The sequence below is a fragment of the Prosthecodimorpha hirschii genome (assembly GCF_001305515.1).
Classification (GTDB): domain Bacteria; phylum Pseudomonadota; class Alphaproteobacteria; order Rhizobiales; family Ancalomicrobiaceae; genus Prosthecodimorpha; species Prosthecodimorpha hirschii.
Window position 1 is genome coordinate 919,683 of sequence record NZ_LJYW01000001.1, and the last position, 21,349, is coordinate 941,031.

The window sequence follows — 21,349 nt, forward strand, 5'->3', positions numbered from 1 at the left end:
GCCGGGCCGCCGCGCTCACCTCATCCCCGAGACCGGCGCCTCACTCGGCGGCGTCGATCTTGAGCGGGCCGTCATCCGGCCGCCCCTTGGCGTTGACCAGCTCGACGTTGAGGCCGAGCGAGCGCATTTCCTTGACGAGCACGTTGAAGCTCTCCGGGATGCCTGCCTCGAAGGTGTCGTCGCCGCGCACGATGGCCTCGTAGACCTTGGTGCGGCCGGCCACGTCGTCCGACTTGACGGTGAGCATCTCCTGCAGGGTGTAGGCCGCGCCATAGGCCTCCAGCGCCCAGACTTCCATTTCGCCGAAGCGCTGACCGCCGAACTGCGCCTTGCCGCCCAGCGGCTGCTGGGTGACGAGCGAGTAGGGACCGATCGACCGGGCGTGGATCTTGTCGTCGACCAGGTGATGCAGCTTCAGCATGTAGATGTAGCCGACCGTGACCTTGCGATCGAAGGGATCGCCGGTGCGGCCGTCATACAGCGTCATCTGACCCGACAGGGCCAGACCGGCCTTGCCGAGAGCCGATTCGATGTCGTGCTCCTTGGCGCCGTCGAACACCGGCGTCGCGATCGAGACGCCGCGCTTGACCTGTTCGGCCAGGCGGACGACCGAGGCGTCGTCGTATTCGGAGGGCTGCTCGCCCTTGATGTTGGCACCGTAGATGTCGACGATGGTCGACTTCAGCGGCGCCAGCTCGCCGTTCTTCTTGTAGGCGTCGAGCAGCTTGCCGATCTGCTTGCCCATGCCGGCGCAGGCCCAGCCCAGATGCGTCTCCAGAATCTGCCCGACATTCATGCGGCTCGGCACGCCGAGCGGATTGAGCACGATGTCAACGTTCTGGCCGTCTTCCAGATAGGGCATGTCCTCGAGCGGCACGATGCGCGACACGACACCCTTGTTGCCGTGCCGGCCGGCCATCTTGTCGCCCGGCTGGATCTTGCGCTTCACCGCGACGAAGACCTTGACCATCTTCATCACGCCGGGGGGCAGCTCGTCGCCGCGCTGCAGCTTCTCCACCTTGTCGATGAAGCGCTGCTCGAGGCGCTTGCGGCTCTCGTCATACTGGTTCCGGAGCGCCTCGATCTCGCCCATCAGCTTCTCGTCGGCGACGGCGAACTGCCACCACTGCGAGCGCGGATACTCCTCAAGGAGCTCCTGATTGACGGTCTGATCCTTCTTGTAGCCCTTCGGACCGGCGATGGCGACCTTGCCGGTCAGCATCTCGTTCAGACGGCCGTAGACGTTGCGGTCCAGGATCGCCTGCTCGTCGTCGCGGTCCTTGGCGAGACGCTCGATCTCCTCGCGCTCGATCGCCATGGCACGTTCGTCCTTTTCGACGCCGTGCCGGTTGAACACGCGCACCTCGACGACCGTGCCCTGCACACCCGGGGGCACGCGCAGCGAGGTGTCGCGGACGTCGGAGGCCTTCTCGCCGAAGATGGCGCGCAGGAGCTTCTCCTCCGGCGTCATCGGGCTTTCGCCCTTCGGCGTGATCTTGCCGACCAGGATGTCGCCGGCGCGGACTTCGGCGCCGATATAGACGATGCCGGCTTCGTCGAGGTTCTTCAGCGCTTCTTCCGAGACGTTCGGGATGTCGCGCGTGATCTCTTCCGGCCCGAGCTTGGTGTCGCGGGCCATCACCTCGAACTCTTCGATGTGGATCGACGTGAACACGTCGTCGCGCACGATCCGCTCGGAGAGCAGGATCGAGTCCTCGAAGTTGTAGCCGTTCCACGGCATGAACGCGACCAGCACGTTCCGGCCGAGGGCGAGATCGCCGAGATCGGTCGACGGGCCGTCGGCGATGATGTCGCCCTTCTCGATCACGTCACCCACGCTGACCAGCGGGCGCTGGTTGATGCAGGTGTTCTGGTTCGAGCGCTGGAACTTCATCAGCCGGTAGATGTCGACGCCCGACTTCGACGGATCGAGATCGGAGGTCGCGCGGATCACGATACGGGTGGCGTCGACCTGGTCGACGATGCCCGACCGCTTCGACGCGATGGCGGCGCCGGAATCGCGGGCGACGACCGCCTCCATGCCGGTGCCCACGAAGGGGGCCTCGGCGCGGACCAGCGGCACCGCCTGGCGCTGCATGTTGGAGCCCATCAGCGCGCGGTTGGCGTCGTCGTTCTCAAGGAACGGGATCAGCGCCGCGGCGACCGAGACCAGCTGCTTCGGCGACACGTCCATGTAGTCGACGCGATCGACCGGAACCATCATCACTTCGCCGGCATGCCGGCAGACGATCAGTTCCTCGGTCAGCCGGTTGTCCTTGTCCATCTTGGCGTTGGACTGGGCGACATAGTGCTTGGATTCCTCCATCGCGGAGAAATACTGCACCTCCTCGGTCACCTTACCGTCCTTGACCTTGCGGTAGGGCGCCTCGATGAAGCCGTACTTGTTGACCCGGGCGAAGGTCGCCAGCGAGTTGATCAGACCGATATTCGGGCCTTCCGGCGTTTCGATCGGGCAGATGCGGCCGTAATGGGTCGGGTGCACGTCGCGCACCTCGAAGCCGGCGCGCTCGCGGGTCAGACCGCCCGGGCCGAGCGCCGAGAGACGCCGCTTGTGCGTGATCTCGGAGAGCGGGTTGGTCTGGTCCATGAACTGCGACAGCTGCGAGGAGCCGAAGAACTCGCGCACCGCCGCGGCCGCCGGCTTGGCGTTGATCAGGTCCTGCGGCATGACGGTCTCGATCTCGACCGAGCTCATGCGCTCCTTGATCGCCCGCTCCATGCGCAGCAGGCCGACGCGGTACTGGTTCTCCATCAGCTCGCCGACCGAACGCACCCGGCGATTGCCGAGATTGTCGATGTCGTCGATCTCGCCCTTGCCGTCGCGCAGGTCGACCAGGGTCTTGATGACCGCCAGGATGTCGGCCTTGCGCAGCACGCGCACGGTGTCCTCGGCGTCGAGGTCCAGGCGCATGTTCATCTTGACGCGGCCGACGGCCGACAGGTCGTAGCGCTCGGCGTCGAAGAACAGCGAATGGAACATCGCCTCCGCGGTGTCGACCGTCGGCGGCTCGCCGGGGCGCATCACGCGGTAGATGTCGAACAGCGCGTCCTCGCGGGTCTCGTTCTTGTCGACCGCCAGCGTGTTGCGGATATAGGCGCCGGTGTTGACGTGGTCGATGTCGAGGACGGTCAGTTCCTCATAGCCGAATTCGAGCAGCTGCTTGAGCAGCTTCTCGGTGATCTCCTGGCCGGCTTCGGCCTGGATCACGCCGGTCGAGGCGTCGACGACGTCCTCGGCCAGATACTGGCCGATCACGTCCTCGTCCGAGACCTTGAGCGCCTTGAGGCCCTTCTCCATCAGGATGCGGGCCTGGCGGGCGGTCAGCTTCTTGCCGGCCTCCAGGACGACCTCGCCGGTGTCGGCGTCGATCAGGTCCTGGGTCGCCTTGTAGCCGCGCATGCGGTTCGGGTCGTAGGGCGTGCGCCACGACTTGCCGACCCGGATGTAGCTGAGCTTCGAATAGAAGGTGTCGAGGATCTCTTCGCCGTCGAGACCGAGGGCGAACAGCAGCGACGACACGGGAATCTTGCGGCGCCGGTCGATGCGCGCATAGACGATGTCCTTGGCGTCGAACTCGATGTCGAGCCAGGAGCCGCGATACGGGATGATGCGGGCGGCGAACAGGAGCTTGCCCGACGAATGGGTCTTGCCCTTGTCGTGATCGAAGAAGACGCCCGGCGAGCGGTGCATCTGCGAGACGATCACGCGCTCGGTGCCGTTGACGATGAAGGTGCCGTTGTCGGTCATGAGCGGCATGTCGCCCATGTAGACATCCTGCTCCTTGATGTCCTTGACGGAGCGGGCGCCGGTATCCTCGTCGACATCGAACACGATCAGCCGCAGCGTCACCTTGAGCGGCGCGGCAAAGGTCATGCCGCGCTGGCGGCACTCGTCGACGTCATACTTCGGCAGCTCGAATTCGAAGCGGACGAATTCGAGGAGCGCGCGATTCTGGAAGTCCGAGATCGGGAAGACGGACTTGAAGACCGACTGGAGGCCTTCGTCGGCCCGCCCGCCCTTCGGCTCGTCGATCTGCAGGAACTGGTCGTAGGACGCCTTCTGCACCTCGATGAGGTTCGGCATCTCCGCGACCTCGCGGATCGAACCGAAGAACTTGCGGACACGTCTGCGACCGTTGAACGTCTGGACCATTGTCGCTCCTCGCTCGGGTATCCGACGGCAATCCGGAGAACCGCATCCGCCGCCGCGGCGGTCTGGCTCTCGGGATGGTCGCCGAAGGCGCCCTGCATTTGTCGAAAACTTCAACAGAAGCCTTCAACCGATTGATTCCGTTCACTGGGCCGGAGGAAGGTCGGAACCGACCCCCTTCGGCGACACGGCCGGAGCCGACGAAGTCGGCCCCGGCACGCGGCATTGGATTGCACGAGAGCCCGAAAGCCCCGGCAACAGGATTACTTGAGTTCGACCTTGGCGCCGGCGCCCTCGAGCTGCTTCTTGAGCTTCTCGGCTTCGTCCTTCGAGATGCCTTCCTTGACCGGCTTCGGAGCGCCCTCGACCAGGTCCTTGGCTTCCTTCAGGCCGAGCGCGGTGATCGCACGGACTTCCTTGATGACGTTGATCTTGTTCGCGCCGGCGTCGGTGAGGACGACGGTGAACTCGGTCTTCTCCTCGACCGGGGCGGCGGCGACGGCCGGGCCGGCAGCGGCGGCAACCGCCACCGGAGCGGCGGCGGAGACGCCCCACTTGTCTTCGAGGAGCTTCACGAGCTCGGCGGCCTCGAGGATGGTGAGGGCGGAGAGATCGTCGACGATCTTCGACAGGTCAGCCATTTTCAGTGTCCTTCAGAATGACAATTCGGATTTCGGTTCGGGTCCGGTCCGCAGCCGGCGCCATCAGGCGCCGCGGCGGCGAACCGGGCATTCCGGCCTCACGCGGCCTGGTCCTTCTCGGCATTCGCCTTGATGACGCGGGCAAGAGCTCCGCTCGGTGCGGCGATGACCGACGCGAGCTTGGTGGCGGGCTGATTGATGATGCCCGCGAGCTTTGCCCGGAGTTCGTCCAGCGACGGCAGGGCTGCCAGCGCCTTGACCCCGTCGGGGTTCAGGGCCTGCTTGCCCATGCCGCCGCCGAGGATGACGAACTTGTCGTTGGTCTTGGCGAACTCGACCGCCACCTTCGGGCCGGCGACCGGGTCGGTCGCCTGCACGATCACGGTCGGCCCCTTGAAGAGGCCGGCGATGGGCTCGAGTTCAGTGCCTTGAAGAGCCAGCTTGGCAAGGCGGTTCTTCGCGACTTTGACGGTTCCGCCGGCGGCCCGGACCTTGCCCCGGAGGGCATTCATCTCGGCCACCGTCAGTCCCTGATAGCCCGCAACGACCACGGATCCAGTGTTCTTGAACTGGACGCTCAGGGTCGAAACGAGTTCGCGCTTTGCCGCTCTATCCACGACTGCCTCGTTCTCGTATGCCCTCGAGAGGATCCCGAGGGCGGGTTGCAAATGGGCGCCCGGACAGGCCTTGCGGCCGATACGGAAGCCCGCTCACTTCCTGCCCCCTCTCCCCCGCTTCCGCGGGCTCGAGGACCAACGGTCCGAACCGATCCGCCGGAGCGCGACGGCTCCGGAGAAACTGCTCTTCCCCGTCTCATGCAGGCCCCCTCGGATCGCACCCGGCGGTAGGGATTAGGCCGGCGAACCGGCACCTGCAGTCTCGGACAGGTCGGACCGGGAGGCGGAAACCCGCCCGTCCGGTCCGGCTCGTCCCGACCGATCCGCGAGCGGACCGACCGGGAAATCGTCTGGGACGGCACCTCCTCGGAGGCGCCGGTCCGCACTCAGCCGTTCGCCGCGACCGACAGGCTCGCCGGGTCGATCTTGACGCCGGGGCCCATGGTCGAGGAGATCGAGACGCGCTGGAGATAGGTCCCCTTGGCGCCCGTCGGCTTGGCCTTGCTGACCGCATCCGCGAAGGCGCGGATGTTCTCGAGCAGCGCGCCCTCGGTGAACGAGGCCTTGCCGATGCCGGCATGCACGATGCCCGCCTTCTCGGCGCGGAACTCGACGGCGCCGCCCTTGGCGTCGTTGACGGCCTTGGTCACGTCCATGGTGACGGTGCCGACCTTCGGGTTCGGCATCAGCCCGCGCGGGCCGAGCACCTTACCGAGGCGGCCGACCAGCGGCATCATGTCCGGGGTGGCGATGCAGCGATCGAAGTCGATCGTGCCGCCATTGATGCGCTCGACCAGATCTTCGGCGCCGACGATGTCGGCACCGGCGGCGCGGGCCTCATCGGCCTTGGCGCCCTTGGCGAAGACCGCGACCCGCACGGTACGGCCGGTGCCGTTCGGCAGATTGCAGACGCCGCGGACCATCTGGTCGGCATGGCGGGGATCGACGCCGAGATTCATCGCGATCTCGACGGTCTCGTCGAACTTCGCGCTGGCGCGGTCCTTGACCAGCTTCACGGCCTCGTCGAGGCGATAGAGCTTAGTGCGGGAGATGCCCTCGCGGGACTTGGCAATGCGCTTCGGAAGCTTGCTCATGGTCTCACCCCACCACCCGGATGCCCATGGCCGCGGCCGACCCTTCGACCATTCGCATGGCCGCTTCGATGTCGTTCGCGTTCATGTCCTTCATCTTCTTTTCGGCGATCTCCTTGACCTGAGTCTTGTCGATCTCGCCGACGAAGGTGCGGCCCGGGGTCTTCGACCCGCTGCCCGGCTTCTTCTTCGTCTCGAGCTTGGCCGCCTTCTTGATGAAATACGCCGTCGGGGGCGTCTTGATCTCGAAGGTGAAGCTCTTGTCCGTGAAGTAGGTGATCTTGACAGGGCACGGGGTGCCCTTCTCCATCTCCTGGGTCTTCGCGTTGAATTCCTTGCAGAACATCATGATGTTCAGACCGCGCTGACCGAGCGCGGGACCGATCGGCGGCGACGGGTTGGCCGCGCCGGCCGGTACCTGGAGCTTGATGTAGCCCTGGACCTTTTTCGCCATTTCACTCTCTCCTTCGGTGGTGCCGCCCCGGACCGGAAGTCCGTGCGGCGTCGGAGTGGCGGTTCGGCTTCACGGTCCGGCGACGACCGTTCGACCCCCCGCCCCCGCCGTCCGCCCGAAGGCGTCCGCCGGGTTGATGCCGTGCCGTGCCCCGAAACCCCAAGGGTCCGAACGCGGCCGCCATCGACGTTCCCGGTTCCCCGCGAAGACGGCCGAGTTGGGCCGCCCCTTCGCCGCGAACCCGGACCGGTCCCGCTCTTCCGAGCCGTCCCGATCCGTTCGAACCCGCGGGCCATCTCCGCGGGCTCCCGGAACCGGTCCCGTCGGGTCCTCCCCGAACGGCGATCGGTTCCGATCGGACCGTTCCGCCGGCGTCGGACGCCTCTGCGCAGCGGTCAAATTCCGATCGCGTCCGCGCCGGAGGAGCCCTGCTCGACCGGTCCGACGGACGCTGACACTCACGAGCACTCTGGTCGCCCCGACATCCGGCCGCATCCCGAAGACGCGACCGGCAGGACGGGCCGGCGACCGGTCAAACCTTCTCGACCTGGCCGTATTCCAGATCGACCGGCGTCGCGCGGCCGAAGATCGAGACCGCCACCTTGAGGCGCGCGCGCTCCTCGTCGACCTCTTCGACGACGCCGTTGAAGGAGGCGAAGGGGCCGTCGGAGACGCGCACCTGCTCGCCGACCTCGAAGGAGATCGACGGCTTCGGGCGCTCCACGCCTTCCTGCACCTGCTGCAGGATGCGCATCGCCTCCAATTCGGTGATCGGCATCGGCTTGTTGTCGGAGCCGAGGAAGCCGGTCACCTTCGGGGTGTTCTTGATCAGGTGGAAGGCCTGATCGGTCAGATCCATCTTCACCAGCACGTAGCCGGGGAAGAACTTGCGCTCGGCATCGACCTTGCGACCGCGCCTGACCTCGACGACCTTCTCGGTCGGAACCAGAATCTGCTCGAAGAGATGCGACAGCTGCTGCTGCTGCGCACGCTCCCGGATCGATTCGGCGACCTTGTTCTCGAAGTTCGAATAGGCGTGGACGATGTACCAGCGCTTGGCCATGACGGTGCTCGGTCTCGCGTCGCTCAACGGCCGAGGCCGAGAATCAAACTGACGGCCCATCCCATCACCTGATCGGCGACGAGAAAGAAGATGGCCGCGATCGTCGCCATCACGAACACCATGACGGTGGTGATGGCGGTCTCGTTACGGGTTGGCCAAGTGACCTTGGCAACCTCGTCGCGGACCTGCTGCAGAAACATGAAAGGATTCGTCTTGGCCATCCGCCGCTCACGACAGGCGGGCGCGTAGAGGCGACCACCCCCACACGCCCTGAAAGGAACCGTCTACCTAATGCGTTCCGACGCCGACCACAAGAGTGAATCATGCATCTTCTGCAAGTTGATGGCAGGGGCAGCAGGGCTCGAACCCGCGACCTGCGGTTTTGGAGACCGCCGCTCTACCAACTGAGCTATACCCCTGTAGTCCATCAGCGTAGCCATTGGGCCGTGGCCTTGGCTACCATCCCGGCGCCGGAAGCGAAAGCCCCCGATGCCGTTTTTCCACCGCGTCTGCCCCTCCGACCGAACAATTTTCCGATCGGGGACAGGCGGTTCGCCTTTGTCAGGCGATGATCTTGGCGACGACGCCGGCACCGCCATCCGTCGCGGTTGTCCGCGACGGGCCGTTCGCCAAGATCAGGCGATGATCTTGGCGACCACCCCTGCTCCAACCGTGCGGCCGCCTTCACGGATGGCGAAGCGGAGCTTCTCCTCCATGGCGATCGGCACGATCAGCTCGACGACGAGCTTCACGTTGTCGCCCGGCATCACCATCTCGGTGCCTTCCGGCAGCTGGCAGACGCCGGTCACGTCCGTCGTGCGGAAGTAGAACTGCGGGCGGTAGTTCGAGAAGAACGGCGTGTGACGGCCACCCTCTTCCTTGGTCAGGATATAGGCCTCGGCCTCGAACTTGGTGTGCGGCGTCACCGAACCCGGCTTGCACAGCACCTGGCCGCGCTCCACGTCCTTGCGCTCGATGCCGCGCAGCAGCGCGCCGATATTGTCGCCGGCCTGGCCCTGGTCGAGCAGCTTGCGGAACATCTCGACGCCCGTGCAGGTCGTCTTGCGCGTCGGGCGGATGCCGACGATCTCGACTTCCTCGCCGACCTTCACGATGCCGCGCTCGACGCGACCCGTCACAACCGTGCCGCGGCCCGAGATCGTGAACACGTCCTCGACCGGCATCAGGAACGGCAGGTCGACCGGACGCTCCGGCTGCGGAATGTACGCATCGACGTTGCGCATCAGCTCCAGGATCGCGTCATGGCCGAGCTTCGCGTCGCCGTTGTTCAGCGCCTCGGTCGCAGAGCCCTTCACGATCGGAATGTCGTCGCCCGGGAAGCCGTAGCTCGACAGGAGCTCGGCGTCGTCGACCATGTCGCACTTGTTCAGGAACACCACGATCGCCGGAACGCCGACCTGGCGGGCGAGCAGGATGTGCTCGCGCGTCTGCGGCATCGGGCCGTCGGCCGCCGACACGACCAGGATCGCGCCGTCCATCTGCGCCGCGCCCGTGATCATGTTCTTCACGTAGTCGGCGTGACCGGGGCAGTCGACGTGGGCGTAGTGACGGTTCTGCGTCTGATACTCGACATGCGCCGTGTTGATCGTGATCCCGCGCGCCTTCTCTTCCGGCGCCGCGTCGATCTGATCGTAGGCCTTGAACGTCGCGCCGCCCGTCTCAGCGAGCACCTTCGTGATCGCGGCCGTCAGCGACGTCTTGCCGTGGTCGACGTGACCGATCGTCCCGATGTTGCAGTGCGGCTTGTCGCGGTTGAATTTCTCTTTGGCCATCGTCGTCCTGTCCTACACGGGGTCCGGCCGGGCCGGAAACGAACCGGGCAGTCGCTTAGTGGGTTTCGCGCCCGCATTCAAGACCTTTTCCGCGTCGGCGGCGTTCGGAAGCGCGGCGGCGGCGAAGCGGGCAACCGGGGTCGGGCCGCTGTCGCGCCCGGAATACCTGTTATCGGTCGAATTGCCGCGGCGGCGGCGCTAGCGTCCGTCCTGTCCTGCAAGAAAATCGGGAGGAAAGCGCCATGTCGGCAGAAGCCGGCCCCTATCCGGGCCCGGACTGGATGGAGCGATACCGGTCGCGCGTGAATGCCGACCGCGAACTCGGCATCATCGGTCGCTGGTTCACCGCGACCTTCATGCTCACCTTCGGCGAGAACCGCCATGCGGTGAAGGTGGTCGAGGGCCGGATCGCGGAGATCGTCGCCGCACCGCGATTCGACGTGCGCGCGACCTTCGGCTTCCGCGCCCCCGTCGAGGTCTGGGCGAAGTTCCTGTCGCCCAACCCGCCGCCGCTCTACCACGACTTCTTCGCCATGCTGATGCGGGTGCCGGCCTTCGTGCTGGAGGGCGACAGCCTCGCCGCCATGCAGAATGCCCGGGCGCTGCACCGGATGATGAACATCATGCGCGAGACGGGGGCGCCCGATGCCTGATTTCGAACCCATTGCCGGGCGCTACCTGACGGTCGCGATCGACGGCGTCGACCACCGCATCTTCCTGGAGGAGGCCGGCCAGGGCCTGCCGCTGCTCTGCCTGCACACGGCCGGTGCCGACAGCCGTCAGTACCGCCACCTCCTGAACGACGCCTGGGTGACCGAGCGCTTCCGGGTGATCGCCTTCGACATGCCCTGGCACGGCCGCTCCAACCCGCCGGACGACTGGTGGCTGACCCGCTACCGGCTGACCACGGCCGGCTATCTGGCGACCATCCGGGCCGTCTGGCAGGCGCTCGGACTGGACCGGCCGGTGGTGCTCGGCTGCTCGATGGGCGGGGCGATCGTGCTCAAGGTCGCGGCCGACTACCAGGACGAGCTGACCGGCATCGTCGGCCTGGAAAGCGCCGCCTATGCGCCCGGCCGCTACAACGAGCTGCTGCACCATCCGGCGATCCATGGCGGCGAACTCTGCGCCAGCTATACCTACGGCCTCAACGCACCGACCTCGCCGGAGGCCAGCCGGCGCGAGAACTGGTGGTACTATTCGCAATCCGGCCCCGGCGTGTACCAGGGCGACGTGCACTATTACAGCCTCGACTGGGACGCGCGCGAGGACATCAAGACGATCGACACCGCCCGCTGCCGCGTCGCGCTGCTGACCGGCGAATACGACTACAGCTGCACGCCCGAACAGACCGAGCAGGCGGCCGCCGCGATCCCCGGCGCCTCGCTGACCATCATGAAGGGCATGGGCCACTTCCCGATGATCGAGAACTATCGCGACTTCCGGCCCTATCTGCTGGAAGCCCTGAAGCAGATGCTCTGAGGCCGCGCCCGCCCGCCGCCGTCGCGCGCCGGACAAAGCGGCCGCGGCGGCGGGCGGGGCCGGCTCAATAGCTGCGCGGCATGCCGAGGACGTGTTCGCCGATATAGGCGAGGATCAGGTTGGTGGAGATCGGCGCGACCTGATAGAGCCGGGTCTCGCGGAACTTGCGCTCCACGTCATATTCCTCGGCGAAGCCGAAGCCGCCATGGCTCTGCAGGCAGGCCTCGGCGGCATGCCAGGCGGCCTCCGAGGCGAGCAGCTTGGCCATGTTGGCCTCCTTGCCGCAGGGCTCGCCGGCATCGTAGCGCCGCGCGCCCTCGTAGACCATCAGCCGGGCCGCCGACATCTCCGCATAGGCGCGCGCGATCGGGAACTGGACGCCCTGGTTCTGGCCGATCGGCCGGCCGAACACGACGCGCTCCGAGGCGTAGGCGGAGGCCTTGTCGATGAACCAGGTGGCGTCGCCGATGCACTCCGCGGCGATCAGCAGGCGCTCGGCATTCATCCCGTCGAGCACATATTTGAAGCCGCGCCCCTCCTCGCCGATCAGATGATCGGCCGGCACCTCAAGGTTTTCGAAGAAGACCTCCGTGGTGGCGTGGTTCATCATGGTCCGGATCGGCCGGATGGTCATGCCGCGGCCGACCGCCTCGCGCATGTCGACGACCAGGATCGACAGTCCCTCCGACCGCTTCCTGACCTCGGCCTGCGGCGTGGTGCGCACCAAGAGCACCATCAGGTCGGAATGCTCGGCGCGCGAGGTCCAGATCTTCTGGCCGTTGACGACGTAGCGGTCGCCCCGGCGCACCGCCGTGGTGGCGATCGAGGTCGTGTCGGTGCCGGCGGTCGGCTCGGTCACGCCGAAGGCCTGCAGGCGCAGGTCGCCGCGCGCGATGGCCGGCAGCCAGCGCTGCTTCTGCTCGGCATTGCCGTGGCGCAGGATGATGCCCATGACATACATCTGCGCGTGGCAGGCGGCGCCGTTGCAGCCCATGCCGTGGACCGTCTCGAGGATCGTCGCCGCCTCGGTGACGCCGAGGCCCGAGCCGCCGAACGCCTCGGGGATCAAGGCCGAGAGATAGCCCGCTTCGGTCATGGCGGCGACGAACTCGCCGGGATATCGTCGTTCGCCGTCGACCTCGCGCCAGTAGGCACCGGGAAAGCGCGCGCACAGGGCTTTCACGGCATCGCGGATGTGGTCGCGCAGCGAATCCTGGGGCGTTGAAGTCGGGGTGTCGAGCACGTCCATCCTCGTCCGTTGCATGGCCGATGGGTTCGGACTGCATGGTAACCGGACCCGGACGCCCGATAAGCTGTCGCGCCGCGCTAGCTGATATATTCGAACGATAAGGCGCGGCAACGCTGGGAGGCGGCTCCGACCATGGAGATGAAGCAGCTCAAATATTTTCTGGCCGTGGCCGATCTCGGCAGCTTCTCCAAGGCGGCCGTGATGCTGGCGGCGGCGCAGCCGGTCCTGTCGCGCCAGATCCGCAGCCTGGAAGAGGAACTCGGCATCGAGCTGCTCTATCGCAACGGCCGCGGCATCGTCTTGACCGAGGCCGGCACCGCCTTCGTGGCGCGCGCCCGGACCATCCTCGACACGGCCCGGCTGGCTGCCGCCGAGATCGACCAGATGCGCGGCGACCCGTCCGGCAAGATCGTGATCGGCCTGCCGCCGACCGCCGGGGCGGTGCTGACCGTGCCGCTGATCCAGCGCTTCCGCAAGGAACTGCCGCGCGTCCGCCTGAAGGTGCAGGAGGGCTATAGCGGCCATGTGCTCGAATGGCTCTCGACCGGCCGCATCGATGTCGCCGTGCTCTACAACGCGCCGAAGACCTCGACCCTGCTGACCCAGCCGCTGATCGAGGAAGAACTGCTGCTGATCGGCCCGCCGACGACGCCGGCCGCCCTGCGCGCCGGCCCGGTCACCGGCAAGGACCTCGCCGGACTGCCGATGATCCTGCCGTCCCATCCGCACGGCCTGCGCGTGCTCCTGGAAAATCTCCTTGCGGCGCATCAGGTCGAGCTCAACGTCGAATACGAGATCGACAGCTTCCAGGCCTGTCTCGGCCTCGTCGAGGAGGGGCTCGGCTATACGGTGCTGCCCTATGCCGGCGTCCACCGCCAGGTCGCCGCCGGCCAGCTCGTCGTCACCCCGATCGTCGAGCCGCGCCTGGCGCGCCAATTGGTGCTCGCCACATCGACCCAGCGCCCGATGACCCAGACCACCCGCGCCCTCGCCCGCACCGTCACCCAACTGGTCCGCGACCTGGTCCACGACGGCATCTGGATGCCGAAATCCAACCGCCCGGACGGTTGAGCGGGACCGTCCCGAAGGCCAGGGCGCTTGACGGCTCGCGCCGACCCTGGCTGTGGCAGAACCGGTGACCACCTCCAAAACCGCAATCCCGGACAAGGCCCGAAGGGCCGCCGATCCGGGACCTACTCGCCCCGCAGCCGCATCAAGATCGCGGTCAGAAACCGGGCGCGGCGACCTGTCGACACCAGAGTAGGCCCCGGCTCTCCGCTCGCGCTCCGGCCGGGGATCCGTTGGGAGATGGTGGGCCGACCCTGGCTGTGGCGCTGACCGCAGCAGTGGCTGAGACCGCATCGGGGTCGCCGGCCTCGCCGGGTCGCCCGGCCATCGTGCGAGGCGCCCCTGCCCCAAACCGCAATCCCGGACAAGGCCCGTAGGGCGGCCGATCCGGGACCTACTCGCCTCGCAGCCGCATCAAGATTGCGTTCGGAAGCCGAGCACAGCGGCCTGTCGACGGCAGAGTAGGCCCCGGCTCTCCGCTCGCGCTCCGGCCGGGGATCCGTTGCGAAATCGAGCGCCGACCCTGGCAGCGGCTCCGACCCAGGCTGTGGCGCCGACCGCAGTAGAGGCTGAGACCGCATCGGGGTCGCCGGCCACGCCGGGGAACCCGGCCATCGTGCGTGGCTCCCTGCCCCCCCAAACCGCAATCCCGGACAAGGCCCGAAGGGCCGCCGATCCGGGACCTACTCGCCTCCGAGCCGCATCAAGATCGCGTTCAGAAGCCGAGCACAGCGGCAAGTCGACGGCAGAGTAGGCCCCGGCTCTCCGCTGGCGCTCCGGCCGGGGATCCGTTGGGAGATCGAGGGCCGCCCCTGGCTGTGGCTCAGACCGCAGCAGTGGCTCCGACCCGGGCTGTGGCTCCGACCGCATCGGGATCGCCGGCCTCGCCGGAGCGCCCGGCCATCGTGCGAGGCCCCCTGCCCCAAACCGCAATCCCGGACAAGGCCCGTAGGGCCGCCGATCCGGGACCTACTCGCCCCGCAGCCGCATCAGAACCGCGTTCCGAAGCCCGGCGCGGCGGCCCGTCGCCGGCAGAGTAGGCCCCGGCTCTCCGCTCGCGCTCCGGCCGGGGATCCGTTGAGAGATCGAGGGCCGCCCCAGGCTGTGGCTCCGACCGCAGCGGGGCCGCCCGGCCTCGCCGGGGAACCCGGCCATCGTGCGAGGCTCCCTGCCCCCCCAAACCGCAATCCCGGACAAGGCCCGTAGGGCCGCCGATCCGGGACCCACTCGCCTCGCAGCCGCATCAGAACCGCGTTCCGAATCCGAGCACAGCGGCAAGTCGCCGTGAGAGTAGGCCCCGGCTCTCCGCTGGCGCTCCGGCCGGGGATCCGTTGCGAGATTGGGGAGGGTTCCGCAAAACGCTGCGCAATCCGCCGCCCGGGGCGGGACCGGCTCACCCCGTCCCACCCCACCCCGCACCGCCCCGCCCCACCCCGCCCCGCGCCGCCCTATAGCTGCTATACCGGCCGACAGCCGTGGCGGGCGTTGTCCGCGCCGGGCTCTTGCCCAACACTCGCGACCGGGAACGACCCGGCCGCAGATGCCGGGCAGGGAGACCGCTCGTGGATTTCGTCGATTCGCATGCGCATGTCTGGGGCGCGGGTTTCGTGCCGCCGGCCTTCTTCACCCGGGCGGCGGAGGGCTGGGCCGCCAAGGCGCCCGACCGCCGGCCGGACATGATCCTGCCGAAACTGCTCTCCGGCATCGTCGACCCGGACGGCGACCAGTTCGTCGCCAATATGGATGCCGCCGGCGTCGCCACCTCGCTGATCATGATGATCGATGTCGGCGCGCCGGTCTTCGGCGAGGAGCCCGAGGTCGGCGTCGAGGCGCAGATCGACTACTACGCGGCGCTGCAGAAGCGGCATCCCGGCCGGCTCTATTGCCATGCCGGCGTCGATCACCGCCGCCCGGGCCATCTCGACATGGTCCGCCGCGCGATCCGCGACGGCGGCCTCGTCGGCATCGGCGAGATCACCCCGGACGGCTTCTCGGTCGCCGACGAAGCGTTCCGCCCGCTGATGCGGCTCGCCGCCGATCTCGGCGTGCCGGTGCAGATCCATACCCGCACCGGGGTCTGGACCGAGTTCGCCGGCTTCGACTTCTCGGAGGCCAATCCGGTCCACCCGGTCCATGTCGCGCGGCTGGCGCGCGAGGTGCCGGACCTGAAGATCGTGCTCTGCCATGCGGGCTTTCCGCATTGGTGGCAGCGCGCCGCCGAACTGATCGCCGACCTGCCGAACTGCGTGCTCGACATCTCCAACTGGAACGAGACGCTCGGCCATGACGAGGCCGAGCTGGTCGCCCGGCTGGCGACCTGGCGCGGCCTGGTCGGCATCGAGCGCATCCTGTTCGCCTCCGACCAGGCCTCCGGGGCGCGCTTCAGCGGCGAGCGCTCGGAACTGCCGCACTGGACCGGCTTCATCCGCGACCTGCCCGCCCGGGCCGCCCGCTGGGGCACCCGCTTCACGCCTGCGGAGGCTGCCGCCATTGCCGGCGCCAATGCCCGCCGCTTCTATTCGCTCGCCTGAGGACGCCCCGATGCCCATGCCTTCGAGCCGCACCGTTCCGGCCCTGCTCGCCGAACAGGCCGCCCGCTATCCCGACCACGAGGCGCTCGTCGCCGGCCCGGTCCGCTACACCTACGCGACGCTGCGCGACGAGGTGCGCGCCTTCGCCAAGGGGCTGATCGCGCTCGGCTTCGGCAAGGGCAGCCGGATCGCCATCCTGATGGGCAACAAGCCCGAATGGGTCGTCGCCGACCTCGCCATCTGCTCGATCGGCGGCATCATGGTGGCGGTCAACACCTGGGTGACGACGCGCGAACTGCACTACATCCTGAAGCATTCCGATGCCGACGGGCTGGTCGTCGCCGACCGCTTCCTCAAATACGACTATGTCGCCATGCTGGCCGAGATGGAGCCGCATGCCGAAAGCCTGCCCTGCCTGAAGACCATCATCCATGTCGGCGCGGCCGGTCCGAAGGGTTCGATCGCCTTTGCGGATGTCTTCGCGCGGGGGCGTCCCGTCCCCGACGCGGCGCTGGCCTCGGCCGAGGCGGCGATATCGCCGCTCGACGTGACCTATCTCCTCTACACCTCCGGCTCGACCTCGACCCCGAAAGGCGTGCAGATCCAGCATTTCGGCCTGATCGAGAACATGTGGAACATCGGCGAGCGGATGCACGTCACCGCTGAGGACCGCCTGTGGCTGGTGGTCTCGCTCTACTGGGGCCTCGGCTGCGAGAATGCGCTCTTCAACATGCTGACCCACGGCGCCTGCACGGTGCTGCAGGAGCATTTCGATGCCGGCGAGGCGCTCGCCATCCTGGAGAGCGAGCGCTGCACGCTGTTCTACGGCACGCCGAACATCGCCCAGGCGCTCGACGAACATCCCGACCGGCCGAAATACGACCTCTCCCGCCTGCGCTCGGGCGGCTCGACCGGCTCGCCGGAGCAGTTCCAGCGGCTGATCAAGCTCGGCGTCACGGAGATCTGCCACATCTACGGGCTGACCGAGACCTACGGCAACTGCACCGTGTCCGACGGCCGGCTCGACCCGCCGGAGAAGCGCTACGCCTCGGTCGGCCGGCCGCTGCCGGGCGTCGACCTGCGCATCGTCGATCCGGAGACCTTCGCGCCGCGCGGCGTCGGCGAGCCGGGCGAGGTGCAGATGAAGGGCTACGTCACGATCGGCTACTACAAGGACGAGGACAAGAACCGCGCCTCCTTCACGCCGGACGGCTATTTCCGCACCGGCGATCTCGGCTTCCTGGATGCCGACGGCTTCCTGTTCTTCCGCGGCCGGCTGAAGGAGATGATCAAGACCGGCGGCATCAATGTCGCCCCGGCCGAGGTCGAGGAGATCCTGATGGCCGAGCCGGCCGTCAAGGTCGCCTATGTGGTCGGCGTGCCGGATGCGGTGCGCGACGAGATCATCGGCGCGGTGGTGGTCGCCGAGCCGGGCGCCGAGATCACCGAGGCGCAGCTGATGGATCGCTGCCGGCGCGAACTGGCCGCCTACAAGCTGCCGCGCGCCTTCCGCTTCGTGAAGGAGGCCGACCTGCCGCTGACCACGACCGGCAAGGTGCAGAAGAACCGCCTGGCCGAGTTCTTCCAGCCGGCCGCGGCCGGCTGACGGGCGGGCGACACCCCATGAGCGACATGTTCCGATGAGCGACGTGACGCCGATCGCCTTCGGCGGCGAACTGGCCGGCCGGGTCGCCCTGGTCACCGGGGCCTCGGCCAATATCGGCCGGGCGATCGCGCTGGCGCTGGCCGATGCCGGCGCGGCGGTGGTGGCGCATGCGCGCAGTGCCGAGGCGGAGGTGGCCGAGACCGCCCGGCTGATCCGGGCGGCCGGCGGCCGGGCGACCTTCGCGCTCGGCGACCTCGCCCGGCCCGAGACGGCGGGCGATCTGGTCCGCGCGGCGGTCGGCGCCTTCGGCCGGCTCGACATCGTCGTCCACAACGCGGCCCTGCGCGGCGCGGCCCGGCTCGCCGACCTGGAGCCGGCCGACTGGCGCCAGGTGATGGCGGTCGATCTCGATGCCGCCTTCTGGCTCGCCCGCGCCGCCGCGCCGCTGCTCGCCGGTTCGGACGGCGCCGCGATCGTCGTCATCGGCGGCATGTCGGGCCATGCCGGCGCGGCCGGGCGCGCCCATGTGGTCGCCGCCAAGGCCGGCCTCGCCGGCCTCGCCCGCGCGCTGGCGCACGACCTCGCGGCCCAGGGCGCGACCGTCAACTGCGTCGTCCCCGGCGTGATCGAGACCCGCCGCGGCCCGAGCGCCGGCGTCGCGCCGGCGCAGGCGATGCCGCTGGTCGGCCGCCCGGGCCGCCCGAACGAGGTCGCCGCCATGGTGCGCCTGCTCGCCGGCCCGGCCGGCCGCTACGTCACCGGCCAGACCCTGCACGTCAACGGCGGCGCCTATCTCGGCTGATCGGGCCAAGAGGCGGCCGCCCCCCTCGGCGCCGGCTGCGGTCCGGGACCGCGGGGCCGCGAAGGGCGCCGCCCGCCCGGCCCTCACCGGCTGGCCAGGGCCTTGTCGCGGATCGCGGTCAGCGTGGTGCCCGGCAGGATGGCGTCGGGCGAGATCTTCAGATGCACGATCGCCGGCAAGCCCGAGGCTTCCGCGGCCCGGAAGGCGGCCGGGAACTCCTCGGTGCGCTCGACCGTGGCGCCGAAGCCGCCGAAGGCGCGGGCATAGGCGGCGAAATCGGGGTTGACCAGTTCGGTCGCCGAGACGCGGCCGGGATAGTCGCGCTCCTGGTGCATGCGGATGGTGCCGTACTGGCCGTTGTCGGCGATCACCACCACGATCGGCAGCCGATACTGCACCGCGGCGGCGAATTCCTGGCCGCTCATCAGGAAGTCGCCGTCGCCGTTGACCGAGATGACCGGGCGATCGGGGAAGAGCCGCTTCATCGCGACCGCCGCCGGCATGCCGTAGCCCATCGAGGCCGAGGCCGGGGCGACATGCGTCATGTAGCGGCGGAAGCGGTAGAAGCGGTGGATCCAGGAGGCGTAGTTGCCGGCCCCGTTGCACAGGATGGTGTCGTCGGGGAGGTTCTCGCGCAGCCAGATCATCACGTCGCCGAGATTGACGTCGCCGGGCTGCGGCGTCGCCGTGCCGCTCCAGGCGAGATAGTCGGCATGGGCGGCCTCGGCCTCGGCCCGCCAGGACGGCTTCGGCGCCACGCCGAGACGGGCGAGCGCCGGCACGAAGCGGGTCGGCGCGGCATGGATGGCGAGCGTCGGCCGATAGACCCGGCCGAGTTCCTCCGCACCCGGATGGACATGGACCAGCTTCGTCTGCGGCGCCGGCAGGTCGAGCAGCGTATAGCCCTGCGACGGGATCTCGCCGAGCCGGCCACCGACCAGCACGATCAGGTCCGCCGCCTTGGCGCGCGCGATCAGCTTCGGATTGGGGCCGAGGCCGAGATCGCCGGCAAAGACCGGCGAGAGCGGATCGAACAGGGTCGCGCGGCGGTAGGAATTGGCGACCGGCAGGCCCCAGGCCTCGGCCAGTTCGTGCATCGCGGCCCGGCTCGCCTCCGTCCAGCGGCTGCCGCCGACCACGAAGAGCGGCCGCTCGGATTGCGCCAGCAGCCCGGCGAGTTCGGCCATCTCCTCGGCACCCGGCGCGGTCTCGACCGGTGCGCAGGCGGGCACGTCGGGGGCGCTGCAGCGCTCCTTCAGCACGTCCTTGGGCAGCGCGATCACGACCGGGCCGGGCCGGCCGGCGGTGGCGGTGTAGAAGGCGCGGCTGACGATCTCCGGCGTCCGGTCGGGGTCGTCGAGTTCGGTCGTCCACTTGGTCATGCTGCCGAAGACGGCGCGATAGTCCATCTCCTGGAAGGCCTCGCGCTCGCGGAAGGCGCGCTCGATCTGGCCGACGAACAGGATCATCGGCGTGGAATCCTGCTGGGCGACATGCACGCCCGCGGAGGCGTTGGTGGCGCCGGGGCCGCGCGTCACGAAGCAGATGCCGGGCCGCCCGGTCACCTTGCCGACCGCCTCGGCCATCATCGCCGCCCCGCCCTCGTGGCGGCAGACCGTGACCGTGATGCCGCTGTCGACCAGGGCATCGAGCACGGCCAGATAGCTTTCGCCGGGCACGCAGAAGACATGACGGACGCCGTTGGCGACGAGCTGCGCGACCAGGGCCTCGGCGGCGGTGCGGGTCTGTAGCGGGGCATGCATGGGTCGGTCTCCCGGTCGGCGGGTCATTGTCGGCAGGTCGTGGGGCGGCCATGGGGCAGGTCGTGGATCGGATCGGCGGGGCCGGATCGGTCACGGCCCGAAGATCACCAGTTCGGTATCGGTCAGGTCGGCGAGGCGCGCCTCGCCGGGTCCTTTGACGTATTTGCGGCCGCGCCGCTCGGTATAGATGCCGGCGAGCCCCGGCACCGGGCCGACCGCGTCGATCAGCACGGCGAACCGGCCGCGCAGCGCCAGCGCCCGCCCGAGGGGCGCAGCGGCGGCGACGAAATCCTCGACGCTGCGGCAATAGGCGAGTTGCATCACCGGCAGCGGAATGCGGCCGCTGCGCATGCGGAACGGCAGGAAGACGAAGGGCGACGGCCCGTCCGGCCCGCGCACCACCAGGCTCAGGCAGCCATAGCCGGCGTGATCGCCGAGGAGCCGCGCCTCCGCCTCGTCGAGCCCGGCGACCGCCGTCGTCCCCGCGGCGACCGTCTCGACGCGCCGGCCGGCGCCGTTCAGCGACAGCAGCGGAACGGCCGCGAACAGCCCGCTGCAATAGCGTCGGTAGCCCTGCGCCTCCAGGATCGGCCAGGTGCTCGGGGCGGGCGTGACGTTCAGATAGGTCGCCTGCTTGTTGCGCAGCGCCATCGAGGACAGCATCGCCGCATGGCCGCGATAGGGCGGATCGACATACCAGCTGGCGATGTTGCAGCGCGGACCGGCCTCGCCGGACCGATCCGTGAAGATCAGCAGCACGGCGCCGACCGGGACGCCGCCGGTCTCCAGCAGGTAGCCGTAGCGCGGCAACCCGTCCGGCACCGCCCGGCCGGCCTGTCGCCGGAGCCCGTCCAGGAAATAGGCGCGCGGACGGGGTGCGAAGCCGCGCGCGAGCAGATCGGCGACCGCCTCGATGTCGGCATCCCCGATCGGCCGGCAGCGGACCCGAGTATCCGTAGTGCTTTGCTTTTCCATCGGCCCGAAGTCACTTCAAATTTAGGATTTCAGCCTATCGTCC

General features: G+C 68.5%; 17 protein-coding genes and 1 tRNA gene. 6 read left to right on the plus strand and 12 right to left on the minus strand.

Annotated features, from left to right (window positions below; genetic code table 11):
* Positions 1–40 precede the first annotated feature (40 nt).
* The 9 genes from rpoB to tuf all read right to left on the minus strand — a co-directional run bounded on the left by rpoB (position 41) and on the right by tuf (position 9,830).
* The gene (gene rpoB / locus ABB55_RS03945) at positions 41–4,174 is read right to left on the minus strand and encodes a DNA-directed RNA polymerase subunit beta (protein ID WP_054357651.1); all 4,134 of its coding nucleotides are present in this window, start codon (positions 4,172–4,174) and stop codon (positions 41–43) included.
* Between the two features lie 260 nt (positions 4,175–4,434).
* Positions 4,435–4,812 carry a 50S ribosomal protein L7/L12 gene (rplL, locus tag ABB55_RS03950; protein ID WP_054357652.1) on the minus strand — a complete coding sequence of 126 codons (378 nt, stop codon included), beginning with the start codon at positions 4,810–4,812 and terminating at the stop codon, positions 4,435–4,437.
* Between the two features lie 98 nt (positions 4,813–4,910).
* Complete coding sequence (gene rplJ / locus ABB55_RS03955) at positions 4,911–5,429, minus strand: 50S ribosomal protein L10 (RefSeq protein ID WP_054357653.1); 519 nt, start codon at positions 5,427–5,429, stop codon at positions 4,911–4,913.
* Between the two features lie 386 nt (positions 5,430–5,815).
* Positions 5,816–6,523, minus strand: coding sequence for a 50S ribosomal protein L1 (gene rplA / locus ABB55_RS03960; protein ID WP_054357654.1), 708 nt, complete (start codon positions 6,521–6,523; stop codon positions 5,816–5,818).
* Positions 6,524–6,527: 4 nt separating this feature from the next.
* Positions 6,528–6,974, minus strand: a complete 447-nt coding sequence (rplK, locus tag ABB55_RS03965; protein WP_054357655.1) for a 50S ribosomal protein L11 — start codon at positions 6,972–6,974, stop codon at positions 6,528–6,530.
* A gap of 532 nt (positions 6,975–7,506) precedes the next feature.
* Positions 7,507–8,037: a transcription termination/antitermination protein NusG gene (nusG, locus tag ABB55_RS03970; RefSeq protein ID WP_054357656.1), complete on the minus strand. Its 531-nt coding sequence runs from the start codon at positions 8,035–8,037 to the stop codon at positions 7,507–7,509.
* A 23-nt stretch (positions 8,038–8,060) separates the two neighbouring features.
* Positions 8,061–8,258, minus strand: coding sequence for a preprotein translocase subunit SecE (gene secE, locus ABB55_RS03975; RefSeq protein WP_054357657.1), 198 nt, complete (start codon positions 8,256–8,258; stop codon positions 8,061–8,063).
* Positions 8,259–8,380: 122 nt separating this feature from the next.
* Positions 8,381–8,456 (minus strand) — tRNA-Trp (locus ABB55_RS03980).
* Between the two features lie 216 nt (positions 8,457–8,672).
* A complete protein-coding gene (gene tuf / locus ABB55_RS03985; RefSeq protein WP_054357658.1) occupies positions 8,673–9,830 on the minus strand; it encodes an elongation factor Tu in 1,158 nt (385 codons plus the stop codon).
* Between the two features lie 242 nt (positions 9,831–10,072).
* Here tuf and ABB55_RS03990 point away from each other — a divergent pair, with 242 nt between their 5' ends.
* Together ABB55_RS03990 and ABB55_RS03995 are read left to right on the plus strand one after the other, a co-directional pair.
* Positions 10,073–10,483 carry a hypothetical protein gene (locus ABB55_RS03990; RefSeq protein WP_054357659.1) on the plus strand — a complete coding sequence of 137 codons (411 nt, stop codon included), beginning with the start codon at positions 10,073–10,075 and terminating at the stop codon, positions 10,481–10,483.
* Positions 10,476–11,312, plus strand: coding sequence for an alpha/beta fold hydrolase (locus ABB55_RS03995; protein ID WP_054357660.1), 837 nt, complete (start codon positions 10,476–10,478; stop codon positions 11,310–11,312). Before ABB55_RS03990 ends, ABB55_RS03995 begins: the two co-directional genes overlap by 8 nt.
* 64 nt (positions 11,313–11,376) lie before the next feature.
* Here ABB55_RS03995 and ABB55_RS04000 read toward each other — a convergent pair whose 3' ends face one another.
* Entirely contained in the window at positions 11,377–12,561 is a 1,185-nt protein-coding gene (locus tag ABB55_RS04000; protein ID WP_054357661.1) for an acyl-CoA dehydrogenase family protein, read from the minus strand.
* 132 nt (positions 12,562–12,693) lie between these two features.
* On the opposite strand from ABB55_RS04000, the gene ABB55_RS04005 reads away from it, so the two are divergent.
* From ABB55_RS04005 to ABB55_RS04020, 4 genes are all read left to right on the plus strand, one after another.
* A complete protein-coding gene (locus tag ABB55_RS04005; RefSeq protein WP_054357662.1) occupies positions 12,694–13,632 on the plus strand; it encodes a LysR family transcriptional regulator in 939 nt (312 codons plus the stop codon).
* A gap of 1,559 nt (positions 13,633–15,191) precedes the next feature.
* Positions 15,192–16,160 (plus strand): amidohydrolase family protein, encoded by a 969-nt coding sequence (locus tag ABB55_RS04010; RefSeq protein WP_054357663.1) that lies wholly within the window; start codon positions 15,192–15,194, stop codon positions 16,158–16,160.
* A gap of 10 nt (positions 16,161–16,170) precedes the next feature.
* A complete protein-coding gene (locus tag ABB55_RS04015; RefSeq protein WP_054357664.1) occupies positions 16,171–17,766 on the plus strand; it encodes a class I adenylate-forming enzyme family protein in 1,596 nt (531 codons plus the stop codon).
* A gap of 34 nt (positions 17,767–17,800) precedes the next feature.
* Positions 17,801–18,568 carry an SDR family NAD(P)-dependent oxidoreductase gene (locus ABB55_RS04020; RefSeq protein ID WP_054357665.1) on the plus strand — a complete coding sequence of 256 codons (768 nt, stop codon included), beginning with the start codon at positions 17,801–17,803 and terminating at the stop codon, positions 18,566–18,568.
* An 83-nt stretch (positions 18,569–18,651) separates the two neighbouring features.
* Here ABB55_RS04020 and ABB55_RS04025 read toward each other — a convergent pair whose 3' ends face one another.
* Positions 18,652–20,331 (minus strand): thiamine pyrophosphate-binding protein, encoded by a 1,680-nt coding sequence (locus tag ABB55_RS04025; protein ID WP_244471963.1) that lies wholly within the window; start codon positions 20,329–20,331, stop codon positions 18,652–18,654.
* 90 nt (positions 20,332–20,421) lie between these two features.
* Positions 20,422–21,306 carry a GNAT family N-acetyltransferase gene (locus tag ABB55_RS04030; protein WP_054357667.1) on the minus strand — a complete coding sequence of 295 codons (885 nt, stop codon included), beginning with the start codon at positions 21,304–21,306 and terminating at the stop codon, positions 20,422–20,424.
* Positions 21,307–21,349 lie beyond the last annotated feature (43 nt).